At 32.3% G+C, this 14392-nt stretch carries 12 protein-coding genes; 10 read left to right on the forward strand and 2 right to left on the reverse strand.

From position 1 onward, the window contains the following. Window positions 1-2: 2 nt before the first annotated feature. From OIU80_RS13430 to OIU80_RS13440, 3 genes are read left to right on the forward strand one after another with little or no spacing between them, the layout of a single operon-like run. Window positions 3-776 (forward strand): dienelactone hydrolase family protein, encoded by a 774-nt coding sequence (locus OIU80_RS13430; RefSeq protein WP_264287515.1) that lies wholly within the window; start codon window positions 3-5, stop codon window positions 774-776. A 42-nt stretch (window positions 777-818) separates the two neighbouring features. After that, on the forward strand, window positions 819-1820 hold the full coding sequence (locus tag OIU80_RS13435) for a DUF3667 domain-containing protein (RefSeq protein WP_264287516.1): 1002 nt from the start codon (window positions 819-821) through the stop codon (window positions 1818-1820). Window positions 1821-1826: 6 nt separating this feature from the next. Further along, window positions 1827-2843, forward strand: coding sequence for a M28 family peptidase (locus OIU80_RS13440; protein WP_264287517.1), 1017 nt, complete (start codon window positions 1827-1829; stop codon window positions 2841-2843). A 229-nt stretch (window positions 2844-3072) separates the two neighbouring features. Here the strand turns inward: OIU80_RS13440 and rho are convergent, their stop codons facing one another. Then, window positions 3073-4902, reverse strand: a complete 1830-nt coding sequence (rho, locus tag OIU80_RS13445) for a transcription termination factor Rho (RefSeq protein ID WP_264287518.1) — start codon at window positions 4900-4902, stop codon at window positions 3073-3075. Between the two features lie 192 nt (window positions 4903-5094). Here rho and OIU80_RS13450 point away from each other — a divergent pair, with 192 nt between their 5' ends. The 3 genes from OIU80_RS13450 (at window position 5095) to OIU80_RS13460 (ending at window position 8179) form a co-directional block, all read left to right on the forward strand. Further along, window positions 5095-5508 (forward strand): DUF4293 domain-containing protein, encoded by a 414-nt coding sequence (locus OIU80_RS13450; protein ID WP_264287519.1) that lies wholly within the window; start codon window positions 5095-5097, stop codon window positions 5506-5508. Between the two features lie 168 nt (window positions 5509-5676). Beyond that, window positions 5677-6339, forward strand: coding sequence for a response regulator (locus OIU80_RS13455; protein ID WP_264287520.1), 663 nt, complete (start codon window positions 5677-5679; stop codon window positions 6337-6339). A gap of 136 nt (window positions 6340-6475) precedes the next feature. After that, on the forward strand, window positions 6476-8179 hold the full coding sequence (locus tag OIU80_RS13460; RefSeq protein ID WP_264287521.1) for a tetratricopeptide repeat-containing sensor histidine kinase: 1704 nt from the start codon (window positions 6476-6478) through the stop codon (window positions 8177-8179). Here OIU80_RS13460 and OIU80_RS13465 read toward each other — a convergent pair. Next, entirely contained in the window at window positions 8176-8673 is a 498-nt protein-coding gene (locus OIU80_RS13465) for a metallophosphoesterase family protein (protein ID WP_264287522.1), read from the reverse strand. The two genes, OIU80_RS13460 and OIU80_RS13465, sit on opposite strands and share 4 nt — an antisense overlap. A gap of 372 nt (window positions 8674-9045) precedes the next feature. On the opposite strand from OIU80_RS13465, the gene truA reads away from it, so the two are divergent. The 4 genes from truA to OIU80_RS13485 all read left to right on the forward strand — a co-directional run bounded on the left by truA (window position 9046) and on the right by OIU80_RS13485 (window position 14201). Further along, window positions 9046-9783 (forward strand): tRNA pseudouridine(38-40) synthase TruA, encoded by a 738-nt coding sequence (gene truA / locus OIU80_RS13470; protein ID WP_264287523.1) that lies wholly within the window; start codon window positions 9046-9048, stop codon window positions 9781-9783. Between the two features lie 90 nt (window positions 9784-9873). Then, complete coding sequence (locus OIU80_RS13475) at window positions 9874-11628, forward strand: ABC transporter ATP-binding protein (protein ID WP_264287524.1); 1755 nt, start codon at window positions 9874-9876, stop codon at window positions 11626-11628. Window positions 11629-11890: 262 nt separating this feature from the next. Then, complete coding sequence (lpdA, locus tag OIU80_RS13480) at window positions 11891-13279, forward strand: dihydrolipoyl dehydrogenase (RefSeq protein ID WP_264287525.1); 1389 nt, start codon at window positions 11891-11893, stop codon at window positions 13277-13279. A gap of 226 nt (window positions 13280-13505) precedes the next feature. Then, window positions 13506-14201, forward strand: coding sequence for an SMI1/KNR4 family protein (locus tag OIU80_RS13485; protein ID WP_264287526.1), 696 nt, complete (start codon window positions 13506-13508; stop codon window positions 14199-14201). Window positions 14202-14392: the final 191 nt, after the last annotated feature.

Genomic DNA, 14392 nt, shown 5'->3' on the forward strand with positions numbered 1-14392 from the left:
CTATGAAAAAAATCCCCCTTCTCTTGTTCACTATTATACTTTTTTGTAACACCATGAACGCACAATTAAAACCAGTAAAGTATGCAGATGGAAGTCAGGTTTTAAACGGACTCGCCATTAATCCTACAACAAAAAGCAACGAAAATCCAGGGATATTAATTCTTCCTGCTTGGAAAGGAATTGATACTGCATCCAAAGAAATTGCTGAGAATTTAGCTAATCTGGGGTATCATGTTTTTATTGCAGATATATACGGACAAGGAAACTATCCTAACGACAATACCGAAGCAGGCAAACTATCTGGATATTACAAGAGTAATTTTAGTATTTATCAAAATAGAATTAATCTAGCTTTACAACAATTAGTAAAATCAGGAGCCAACGTTAATAATACTGTTATAATTGGATATTGTTTTGGAGGAACAGGTGCTCTTGAAGCTGCAAGAGGGCATCTTAATGTACAAGGAGTTGTTTCATTTCATGGTGGCTTAGGAAAAGATATTAAGCGACCAGCTCAGCCTATTACTGCAAAGGTTTTAGTTTGTCACGGTGCTGATGATCCATATGAATCAAAAGAGGAAATTAACTCTTTTCAACAAGAAATGCGTGATACTAGAGCCGATTGGCAAATGATTTATTATGCAAATGCCGTACACTCATTTACCAATCCCGAAGCAGGAAATGATAATTCGAAGGGAGCAGCATATAATGAAAAAGCCGCTAAACGTTCATTTGAACATTTAAAACTTTTCTTAAATGAAGTCTTGAAAAAATAATTATAACTATCTCAAACCAAAAAATACCAAACCAATTTTTTTATGTCAAAAAGTGCTTTAAGAAAAGACAAAACCTGCCTGAATTGCAGACACGTTGTTGAACAAAAATTTTGTCCCAATTGTGGACAAGAAAACACTGATACTCGAAAAACATTCCACCATTTATTTATTCACTTTTTCGAAGATTTAACGCATTATGAGAATGCTTTTTGGCGTACAATTAGAAATCTTTTATTTAAGCCATCCGCTCTAACCAAAGAATATCTTTCTGGAAAACGTTTGTCATATTTAGCACCTGTTCGATTATACATTTTTATCAGTTTTGTTACTTTTCTTTTAATTGCATTATTTCCCAATACAGTAACAGAGAATCTGACAAAAAGTGAAAAGGAAATTACATCCAATATCGAAAAAGCAAATACAAAAGAAGTTAAAAAATGGAATGAAAAATCCTATTTTAAGTCGAAAACAGTCGATAAGTCATATTTTAAGCTGAAAACAATGAAAGAGATCGATTCCATTCAAAAATATGGGAAAGAAAAAGAAAAACTTAATGAATTACAATACTGGATTTATGAGAAAGCTGCCCACGTGACAGAAACTAACACTAAAAAGGAAATCATTGAAAAGTTTATCGAATCTTTTGTTCATAATATCCCAAAGATTCTTTTCATCATAATGCCGTTTTTCGCTTTCTTCTTGTGGATTTTTCATAACAAAAAGAAATGGTACTATTTTGATCACGGAATTTTTACTTTGCATTATTTTTCATTTTTGCTGCTCATGTTTCTCATTTTGTTCATTACAGAAAAATTATTTGGATTACTCGGTTCATCTAGTCTTTTGAGCTTTATTTCAGGCATTATACATTTTGCAGGAATAGTTTGGATGTGTTATTATTTTTATCCGGCACATCATCGTTTTTATGGAGAAACAAGATTCGTTTCCTTTGTCAAAAGTGTAGCATTATTCTTTATCAACTTCTTCTTTATAGTATTTTTACTAACATTCTATATTCTATATACATTTATAAATTTACACTAACAAAAAATGAAAAAAATTGTAATTCTATTACTAATTGTCTCCGCATTTTCATGTAAGAACACGCAAAGTGTAATTGCAAAAGACAATTCGGATCCAACCAAATATATGAACACCATAACAGCTGCCGAATTAAAAAAGCATCTTTATATAGTTGCATCAGATGAAATGGAAGGAAGAGAAACCGGCTCAAAAGGACAAAAAAAAGCTGGTATTTATCTTATCGATCAATACAAAAAAGATAAAGTCCCTTTTCCTAAAGCCGCAACCGAATACTACCAGCACATTCCAGCATCATACTTAAATGCTAGAAGAAATCAGAATCTACCAGATTCAGAGAATATTTGGGCATATATCGAGGGTTCAGAAAAGCCAGATGAAGTCTTAGTTATTTCTGCACATTATGACCACGTAGGAGTAAAAAATGGCGAAGTATATAATGGTGCCGATGATGATGGATCGGGAACTGTTGCCCTATTAGAAATGGCTCAGGCATTTGCAAAAGCAAAGAAAGAAGGACACGGTCCAAAACGTTCTATCCTTTTCTTACATGTAACAGGAGAAGAACATGGTTTACACGGTTCGCGTTTTTACTCAGAAAACCCATTGTTTCCACTTGCAAATACAATCGCCGATATTAATATCGACATGATTGGGCGTCGCGATGTAGAACATGCACAATCAAACAATTATGTATATGTAATTGGTGCCGACAGATTATCTAGCGATTTGCATAACATCGTAGTAGCTCAAAACGAAAAATATACTAAAATCGATTTAGATTTTAAATTTAATGATCCAAAAGATCCAAATCATTTTTATGAACGTTCTGATCATTATAATTTTGCTAAACATGGCATTCCATCAGTGTTTTTCTTTAATGGAGTTCACGAAGATTACCACCAAAAAGGTGATGAACCAGAAAAAATCGAATACGACGCTTTAACAAAAAGAACCCAATTGGCTTTTGTAATAGCTTGGGATTTAGCAAACAGAGAAAACAGACCTGTAGTTGATAAGAAATAAGCTTTTTCTGAGGTTCTGAGGTTCTGAGGTTCTGAGGTTCTGAGGTTCTGAGGTTCTGAGGTTCTGAGGTTCTGAGGTTCTGAGGTTAAAAAGAAAGGATGAGTAAAACTCATCCTTTCTTTTTATAAAATTTTAATCCAGAAACTTCAAAACTAAGTTTTTAAAACCTTAGAACCTTAGCCTCTTTGTTACTTTGAACCTTTGTTACTTTGTCACTTTGAACCTTCCTCTAATCATTCATAGAGATTAAAAACTCTTCATTATTTTTAGTTTTCTTAAAACGATCATTAATAAAGTCCATTGCTTCTACAGGATTCATATCTGAAAGATATTTTCTCATGATCCACATTCTTTGTAATGTCTTTTCATCCAATAACATATCATCACGACGCGTACTTGAAGAAGTTAAGTCAATTGCAGGAAAAATACGTTTGTTAGCAATCTTACGATCCAATTGTAATTCCATATTACCTGTACCTTTGAATTCTTCAAAAATCACTTCGTCCATTTTTGATCCTGTTTCAGTTAATGCTGTAGCAATGATACTTAATGAACCACCATTTTCTACATTACGAGCTGCTCCAAAGAATCTTTTTGGTTTTTGCAATGCATTCGCATCAACACCACCACTTAATACTTTACCCGAAGCTGGTTGAACTGTATTGTAAGCTCTTGCCAAACGTGTAATTGAGTCTAATAGAATCACTACATCATGACCACATTCAACCAAACGTTTTGCTTTTTCTAGTACTATATTTGCTATTTTAACGTGTTCTTGTGGCTCTCTGTCAAAAGTAGAAGCAATTACTTCTCCACGCACACTACGTTGCATATCGGTAACCTCTTCTGGGCGCTCATCTATAAGAAGAACAATTAAATATACTTCAGGATGATTTGCTGCAATAGCATTTGCAATGTCTTTTAGCAACATTGTTTTACCCGTTTTTGGCTGCGCTACAATCATACCACGTTGTCCTTTTCCTATTGGAGAGAACAAATCAATAATACGAGTTGAAATTGTGCTTTGCTTTTCGGCTAATTTAAATTTTTCAGAAGGGAAAACTGGCGTTAAATGTTCAAAAGAAACACGATCACGAACTACTTGTGGATCATGTCCGTTTATTTTTAAAACACGAACTAATGGAAAAAACTTTTCTCCTTCTTTAGGAGGTCGCACTACTCCTTTTACTGTATCACCTGTTTTAAGACCAAACAATCTGATTTGTGAAGTTGATAAATAAATATCATCAGGAGAAGCTAAATAATTATAATCTGAAGAGCGTAAGAAACCATATCCATCTGGCATCATTTCTAGAACACCTTCACTTTCGATAATTCCATCAAACTCAAAATCTGAGTCTCTAAAATTATTCTTTTTACTTTTAAAATTTGGGTTCTGATTCCCGTTATTCCCGTTTTGATTCTGATTCGGGTTTTGATTTGGATTTGGATTCTGGTTTGGATTTTGGTTTTGCTTATTCTGGTTCGGATTTATTTTTTTGGTCTGAACTGGCGCTTCAACTTTTTCCGATGTTGCATTTTCTGAAGTCTCAACTAAAGTCTCACTTGGAGTTTCAGTTACTAAAGCATTTTCTTTTACTGCTTCTTTTTCTTTTTGTAAAGCGACCTTTTTTTCATAGGCCGATTTATTGAATTTTATAATTTTTGATGGCTTTTTCTCAGGAGCTCCATTTTCTGAAGATTCTACAGATTGAATAGTCTCTGCTTCTACTACTGGAACTGCTGGAATTATTGGATCATCAAGAATTTCGTTTGTTTTATTTTCTTTTTCTTCTTCAAAAACTATATTCTTTTGAACTGTATTCTTTTGTATAGCTGCTTTTTTTACAGGAACAATTCGAGCTCTTTTTGGCTTATCATCTTCAGCATCATTAACTTTTTGCTCTACTGCTGGTTTAACAGTTTCTTCTTGATGTGATAAAATAAGACCTATCAATGTCTCTTTTTTTACACCGTTAACTTTTATGGTTTTAGCTGATTTAGCTATTTCTTGAAGCTCAGAAAGCTTCATTTCTTTTAATGCAGAAATATCAAACATGAATGTTCTATGAATTTAATTAATTTTCAGAAATACTGTAAAAGAATAGGTAGTATCTTTATTTTTTTTATTGAATCAACCGCAGTATGAAGTGCTTACGGTATTATGATGCAATAATACGAATAAAATTTTATCATACAATAGTATTTTAAAAAAAGAAAATATATTTTTGTAAAACAATTACAAGATATAATGATACAAAGAGTTCAAACCATATATTTAATTTTAACATTTGCAGTAACGAGCATTTTAATGTTTTTTGTTCCACTTTGGATAACTGCCGATGCTAAACCTTATTATTTTATGCAAAATCAACTTTACGTTGTTTTGCTAGGTTTAAGCACTATGCTTACTATAGTAAGTGTCATTTCATACAAAAAAAGACAAAACCAGTTTGTCATGGGCAGACTGAATATCATATTAAATTTAATTTTATTAGGATTATTTGTATATCACTCACTAAATTTATCTGGAGAAACACCTGCTGTTTCAGAGAAAGGTATTGGGATGTTTCTACCTATAGTTGCTATCGTATTATTAGTATTAGCTAATAAGGCCATCAAGAAGGACGAGGATCTTGTAAAATCTGTGGATCGATTGAGGTAAACCTATAAATTTAATTTATTTTGTGCGAAGAAAACCCGAATTGAAAGATTCGGGTTTTTTTGTGCAAGAAATTATAGTATTAATGCAATTATGAACAAAATAAACCCTTATAAACACTCGCATTCTCTTATTTTTACCTAAATTTGAAATTATATAGTCATCATTTTTATGAAAAACAAAATACGAGTACATCTAGCCGACGATCATCAGGTACTTATTGATGGGCTCACTAATTTATTACATACTGTTTCAGAATTTGAAGTTGTGGGTTCGTCTTTAAACGGAATGAATATTTATAATGATGTAACTACAAACAATACTGGTATCTTAGTTTTAGATATAAGCATGCCACAAAAAGACGGCATCGAAGTCCTAAAAGAATTCTCAGAAAAAGGTTATCCTTGTAAAGTAATAATCCTTTCTAGTTATGATGATTTAAAAATCATCAAAGAAGTCATGAACCTTGGAGCCAGTGGTTATTTAACCAAAAAGTGCGCTGGTGAAAATATCATCGAAGCCATTGAAGCTGTCAATAAAGGTGAAGAATATTTTTGTGATTCAGTAAGAGAAAAAATATTTACCACATTTACAAAAGGAAATCCTAAACTTAATGAACGAACTCGAGAAGAAAATTCTATTTTAAGTTCTCGTGAATTAGAAATAATAACATTGATTTCGCTCGAATATAGTGGAAAAGAAATTAGCGAATTACTTTTTATTAGTACCAATACTGTAGAAACACATCGCAAGAATATAATGAAAAAACTAAAGACCAAAAATACTATTGGTTTAGTAAAATATGCAATTAAAAATAATTTAATAAAATCTTAAACCTGTAAAGTAGCTATTTGAAATACTTTAAACAAAGTGAAATATTTTATCTCATTAGAACAAATTACCAAAGTGATTTAACAAAATTTACTTTTTATGTATAACTTAATGTACTTTTAACGGCAAATATTTTTTTATGTCTTCTACTCGGATTATTGTCTTAATACTATTTCTTATCCAAAATTACGGTAATACTGTTTTTGGACAAGAAAAAAAATTATCAAAACAAGAGATAGAAAGGCTTTCAGATGAATCTGTAAAATTGATGCGTGATGGTCATCACGAAAAATCACTAACACAATCCCGAATCACATTAACCTACGCGATTAATGCCAAAGATCCCAATCTTATTGCAAAATCATATAATACAATTGCAGCCAATTTTGACGAACTAACTGAACCCGATAAAGCTTTATTTTATTACAACAAAGGGTTAATCTATGCTGAAAAAACAACTAACGGAGAACTTAAAAATTGGCTTTACAATAATTTAGGGAACATATACTGCTTTAATAAAAAAGAGTATGAGAAAGGAATTTCATTCTACAAAAAATCACTCTATTATAGCACTAAAATAAAAGATTCCGTTCAAATTGTTTTTACAAAATTAAATATAGCTTGGGCATATTTTGATATTGGCGGCTATAATGATGGCTACCCCTACTTAAGTTATATCAATAAATTTCACCCAAAACATGGCGACAAATCAACTTTAGTAGTTTTAAACATGCTTAATGGTATGTACTACAATCACACAAATGAAAACCAAAAAGCTGATTTCTTTTATAAAAAAGCAATAAAACTTGGTATTGATGGTGATGAAAAATCGGATTTATCCTTTACATATCTAGAATATTCTAAATTTTTGTCAAAAATAGGAGAGCATAAAGCTGCATACAAAAACCTTGCTCTTTATCATATCTTAAATGAAGAGCTAAACAATGAAGATAAATTACGAAAGGTTGATGTTGCTGGACTTAATCTAGAAGTTGACGAGTACAAAAGAGATATCGATAAAATTGGAAATCAATACAAATCCAATCAGCAATCATTGTTACTAGAGCAATCCCGGAACAAAAAAGTGGTTAGCATTATGATATCACTATTTGTGATTAGTATCATCTTATTTTATTTCTTCTATCAAAATACCAAACTAAAACAAAAAAATAGACTAAAAGACATACAAGGTAAAATACAACAAAACATAATCAACGCTAGTATTGATGGTCAAGAAAGTGAACGTAAAAAAATTGCTTTGTTTTTACATGACAATATCAGCGCATTGTTGTCCTCGGCAGGAATGCACCTAAACGTTTTTTCGACTCAAAACGAACCTGTTTCTGAAGAAATCCTAAAAACAAAATTCATCCTCGAAGAAGCACACGACAAAGTACGTGATTTATCTCATGAACTTTTACCTACATTATTAGTTCGATTTGGATTGTTTTATGCTTTAGAAGATTTATGCGAAAAAAACTCTAACTCAACCATATTATTTGAATATCACTGTACAATTCCTTCCAAAACTCGCTATCATGAAAAATTTGAAATGAGGATCTATTTTATCATTTCAGAACTTTTAAACAACATTATTAAGCATAGTGAGGCCAGCATTGCAAACATTTCATTAACTGAAGATAAATCCAACTTGATTATTAACGTGAGTGATAATGGCAGAGGATATAAAACGGATAAGTTTCACATCATCGAAGGTTTTGGTTTAAATCAAATTAAGGCCAGAATAAAGAACTTAAAAGGAGAAATAACTGTTAAATCCAAAATTAATATGGGAACCTCAATTAGAATAGAAGTTCCTATAATGTACTTAAACTTAAACTAATTCCGCTTTTCGATTTCGATAATCTCTAAATCTTTTATTTTATCTCCTTCAATCACAAAACGAAGCATTGTGCGCACTTGATGAAAACCACTTTTTCCTGCAGCGCCAGGATTCATATGCAATAAATTATTCTTTTTATCGAACATAACTTTAAGTATATGCGAATGTCCACAGATAAATAGTTTAGGAGGATTAGATGCCATTTCTTCCTTAATAGCAGGATTATATTTCCCAGGATATCCACCAATATGAGTAATCCAAACCGAAACACCTTCACACATAAAACGATTATTTAAAGGAAATTCTAAACGTGCCTTCGCATCATCTATATTCCCATAAACACAACGTAATGGTTTTATTTTTTTTATAGCATCATTCACCGATAAATCACCAATATCACCTGCGTGCCATACTTCATCAGCTTGTGAAACATATTTTAAAATAGTATCATCAATATGACTGTGAGTATCGGAAAGTAAGAGTATTTTTTTCAATTTTTTAAGAAAGGTTCAGAGGTTGAGAGGTACAAAGGTACAAAGGTTTTTTTTATTTAAAGGCTCAAAGAGGCAAAGGCTCAGAGAGGCATAGGTTTTCTTTTTTAAGACACTAAGGCTCTGAAATTCTGAGGTTTATTTAGAGGTACATCGTTGATTGTACATTGTAGAGGTGTATCACAAGTGCGTCTCTCATCAAGATTTTGATATTCTGGAATTGAATATTGTTTTTTTTTGCAGAAATACCTTGTAAAGACGTACTGCGGTGCGTCTCTACGTTAAAACCTTAAAATCTTAAAAAAAACCTTTGAACCTCCTTTAAAAAAACCTTTTTTGTACCTTTGCTATTCACACTCCTAGAAGCTTAAAAACTTGAGATATTTTATACAATTTGCATACAACGGCACACATTATCACGGCTGGCAATACCAACCTAATGCAGCATCTGTTCAGGAAACACTTAACAAAGCCCTTTCGGTTTTATTAAATACACCTATTAATTTAATGGGAGCTGGACGTACTGATACTGGTGTTCATGCTAAAGAAATGTATGCTCATTTTGATTATGATTCTCCTATTGAGGTACCAAATTTGATACACAAACTCAATTCATATTTACCAAAAGACATTGCTATTTATGATATTATTTTGGTTAAAGACGAAGCGCATTGTCGCTTTGACGCAACCAAGCGTACCTATGAATATCATATCAATATTGTAAAAGATCCGTTTCTAGAAGAACTAAGTTGGTATTTTCATCAATATTTAGATGTCCCTCTAATGAACGAAGCTGCTAAAATTTTGTTAAATCATATCAACTTCCAATGCTTTTCAAAGGTCAATACAGATGTAAATACATTTGATTGTAGTATTTTTGAAGCGTATTGGAAAACTGAAAACAATAAGCTAATTTTTACGATATCGGCCAATCGTTTTTTACGAAATATGGTGCGTGCCATTGTAGGTACATTAGTAAATATTGGTTTGCATAAAATTACGCTGGAAGATTTCGAAAACATTATCGCCAGTAAAAACCGAGACAAAGCAGGTTTTTCGGTTCCGGCTCACGGATTGTATTTAACTAAGGTTGAGTACGATTATATTACCTAATAGCCCTGATTGAAATGTAAATCCTTTATTGTTTTTTCTTTAAAAACAATAAAGATTGCAATGAAAAGCAGGAAACAGCTCCTAAATAAAATGAAAGCAAAAGCATTTGATACTGGCCTCTTCAAACGAATTCTTACTTATACTAAACCTTATAAATGGCGTTATAATGGTGTAATCATTTTTGCCATTTCACTATCTATTTTTGCCGCACTCCGCCCCTATTTACTTAAGCAAACGGTGGATGGATATATTAAAACGCATGACCAATTAGGACTACTTTTTTATGTAACCTTAATGGGAATTGTACTTATGTTAGAGGTTTTCTCTCAGTTTTATTTTGTGTATTGGGCCAATTGGCTTGGACAGGATATCGTAAAAGATATTCGTACGAAATTGTTCAAGCACATCTTAAGTTTCAGAATGAAATATTTCGACCTTGTTCCTGTGGGACAATTGGTTACTCGTTCTGTTTCTGATATTGAGTCGATTGCCCGAATTTTTAGCCAAGGTTTATTCATGATTATTAGCGACTTGATGAAAATGCTTGTTGTCTTGATTTTTATGTTCTACATGAACTGGAAACTTACTTGGATTGTTGTGATAGCAATGCCTATCCTTGTTTATATTACTCGAATTTTTCAGCGCAAAATGCAAGTTGCTTTCGAGGAAGTTCGTACTCAAATTGCCAATATGAACTCCTTTGTACAAGAGCGTGTTACAGGTATGAAAATCGTTCAGCTTTTTAATCGTGAAAAGACCGAATATGAAAGTTTCAAAGAAATAAACGGAAAACATAAAAAAGCATGGATTAAAACAATTTTATATAACTCAATCTTCTTCCCTATTGCCGACATTATTTCATCACTTACATTAGGCTGTATTGTTGTTTTTGGAGGTTTTAAAATTCTTAACGGAGATAATTTTACCACATTTGGAGATTTATTCTCCTACACCATGTTTATCGGAATGCTGTTTAACCCATTGCGCCAGATTGCAGATAAATTTAATGAGATGCAATTAGGAATGATAGCTGCCAATCGTGTTTTTGATATCATTGACACTCAGGATCATATTCAGGATACAGGAACTATCGAAGCTCCTATTTTTAACGGAACCATCGAATTTAAAGACGTTCGTTTTGGTTATATCCCAGAAGAAGAAGTTATTAAAGGAATTGATTTATCAGTCGAAGCTGGACAAACAATAGCAATTGTAGGTTCTACAGGAGCTGGAAAATCGACTATCATAAATTTATTGAATCGCTTTTATGAAATAAACAGTGGTACGATTTGTATCGACGGGAATAATATAGAAAACTATACTTTGGCTTCATTACGCAAGCAAATTGCTGTAGTTTTACAAGATGTATTTTTATTTGCCGATACAATTTACAATAATATTACCCTTAATAATCCCGAAATAACAAAAGCTCAGGTTCTAGAAGCTGCCAAAGTAATTGGTGTTCATGATTTTATTATGAGTTTGCCCGATAATTATGATTTTGATGTAAAAGAACGTGGAGTTATGCTGTCTTCAGGACAACGCCAGCTTATTGCTTTCTTGCGCTCTTATGTAAGTAATCCTAGTATTTTAATTTTAGACGAAGCAACTTCTTCTATAGATACATACTCTGAAGAAATGATTCAGCGTGCTACCGAAACGATTACCAAAGGCAGAACTTCGATTGTAATTGCACATCGATTGGCAACAATTGTTAATGCCGATAAAATTGTGGTTATGGACAAAGGGCTTATTGTAGAGCAAGGAACACATCAGGAATTGATTAATCGTACCAATGGATATTATAAAAATTTATACGACTCTCAATTTGTAGTTGCAAATTAATAAAACACACAGTTAGTCCTGTCATAGATTTACTGCTATTTTCTCAAAAAAAAGCCGATTATTCGCTTAATTATAGCATATTAAATCACTTTTATTTTAATCTCTGTGAAATAGTCAATGTAAATTGACCTTGAAATAAAAATTAAACCTTTTTTTAAAATAAATCCTTAAATTCGCAATCTCTATTCGATAGTTGATAAATAGAAAATGAAATGCGTTTTTAACCGCTTTCAATTTTAAAAATATAATAAATACTTAAAAAATGAAATACGACGTTATTGTTTTAGGAAGTGGTCCAGGCGGATATGTAACTGCCATTAGAGCATCACAATTAGGCTTTAAAGTAGCCGTAGTTGAAAAAGAAAACTTAGGTGGTGTATGTTTAAACTGGGGTTGCATACCAACCAAAGCATTACTTAAATCAGCTCAGGTTTTTGATTATCTAAAACACGCTTCCGATTACGGATTGACTGTTTCTGAATTCGATAAAGATTTCCCTGCTGTTGTACAACGTAGTCGTGGTGTTGCTGAAGGAATGAGCAAAGGTGTTCAATTCTTGATGAAGAAAAACAAAATCGACGTTATCGATGGTTTTGGAAAATTAAAGCCAGGAAAAAAACTTGACGTTACAGATAAAGACAATAAAGTTACTGAATATAGTGCTGATCATATTATCATTGCTACTGGAGCTCGTTCTCGTGAGTTGCCAAACTTACCTCAAGATGGAGTAAAAGTAATAGGATACCGTCAGGCAATGACATTACCAACACAACCAAAATCAATGATTATCGTTGGTTCTGGAGCTATTGGAGTTGAATTTGCTCATTTTTATAACTCAATGGGAACAGAAGTTACTATTGTAGAATTTATGCCAAACATTGTTCCTGTAGAAGACGAAGACATTTCTAAACAAATGGAGCGTTCTTTGAAAAAAGCAGGAATCAAAATCATGACTAACTCTTCTGTAGAGCGTATTGATACAACTGGTGCTGGTGTAAAAGCATTTGTTAAAACTGCAAAAGGAGAAGAAGTTCTTGAGGCTGACATCGTACTTTCGGCTGTTGGAATCAAAACAAACATCGAGAATATCGGTCTTGAAGAAGTAGGAATCGCTGTAGACAGAGATAAAATATTAGTAAACGCTTACAACCAAACAAATATCCCTGGATATTATGCAATTGGTGATGTAACTCCTGGACAAGCTTTGGCTCACGTAGCTTCAGCTGAAGGAATCAACTGTGTTGAGAAAATTGCTGGATTACATGTACAGCCAATCGATTACGGAAACGTTCCTGGATGTACGTATGCAACTCCAGAAATTGCTTCTGTAGGTTTAACAGAAAAACAAGCTAAAGAAAAAGGATACGAATTAAAAATTGGTAAATTCCCATTCTCAGCTTCAGGAAAAGCAAAAGCAGCTGGAACTCCTGATGGTTTTGTAAAAGTAATCTTCGATGCTAAATATGGCGAATGGCTAGGATGTCACATGATTGGTGCTGGTGTTACCGATATGATTGCTGAGGCAGTTGTAGCGCGTAAACTTGAAACTACAGGACATGAAATCCTAAAATCTATCCACCCTCACCCGACTATGAGCGAGGCTGTTATGGAAGCTGTTGCTGATGCTTACGGCGAAGTAATTCACTTGTAAATAATAATCTGAGATGCACCTAAGCATCTCTACGGTTACATATAATTTTCAATTTTAAATCCGATTTGTGAAAACAAGTCGGATTTTTTATGAAGATTAAAAATAATGACATTATTCTATTGTAGTAAAAAAACTATATTTGTGATTAATATTTTTTTTAATCTTTTAGATAGAATGTATTACTATCTATCAAACATTAAAAAAATAACATAAAATTTTTTATTCAATGATACTAATAGAACAACTAAAATCTCTTTTAAATGAAAAATACTTTTCAGAAGATGGCGATGAATATAAGATAGAACTTAATCCTGGTTTAACTGTTCAAGAGATTGACGATTTAGCCGAGCAGCTTCCAACAGGAAAAATACCCTCTGAAATTAGAGAACTTTTAAAATTCTCAAACGGAATGGAATTTGATCCACTTGAAGAGATAACTTTCGATCGAATTAATGAATTTGGTCTTGAAGAAATTTTCCCTAATTCAGTACTTCTTGCAGGCGATGGATTTGGCAACTTTTGGATATTAGATATTGAAAAAAATGGAAACTGGGGAAGCATATTTTACGTTTGTCACGATCCTGCTGTAATTGTAAAACATTCAGAAAACTTATCCCAATTTCTAGAACACTTAGACGATTTTGGCAAAAATGGAAACAAATCAAATTTAGATATAATCCATGAAAAAATAGTTTTTGACATCTGGTCAAAAAACAATGGATTTACAAAAATAGAAGATGCAATAAATTCACAAGATTCAACTTTAAAAAACTTTGCATTAACACTTCCTGAAAATTTTGTTATTGCAGATTTACGAAATAAAGCAAATAAAAGTGGATTTGCATGGGGTAAGTATGGTCCTGAAATTCATAATATTAAAAGACATGAATCAGAATTAATTTGGGGAATTGAAAAAAAATAAGATTTACTAAAAATAATTTCTATTTTATTATTTAATCAGAAATAGAAATCCACGCTTTAAATATCTAAATCCGATTTGTGAAAACAAGTCGGATTTTTTTTTGCCTTTTCTCCAAAAAAGAAGAATCATATTCAGTAATATCCCTCCCAAACACTTTACATTAAAACAATAAAATAGTAACCATTTTACAT

The organism is Flavobacterium frigoritolerans, assembly GCF_025847275.1.
Lineage (GTDB): Bacteria > Bacteroidota > Bacteroidia > Flavobacteriales > Flavobacteriaceae > Flavobacterium > Flavobacterium frigoritolerans.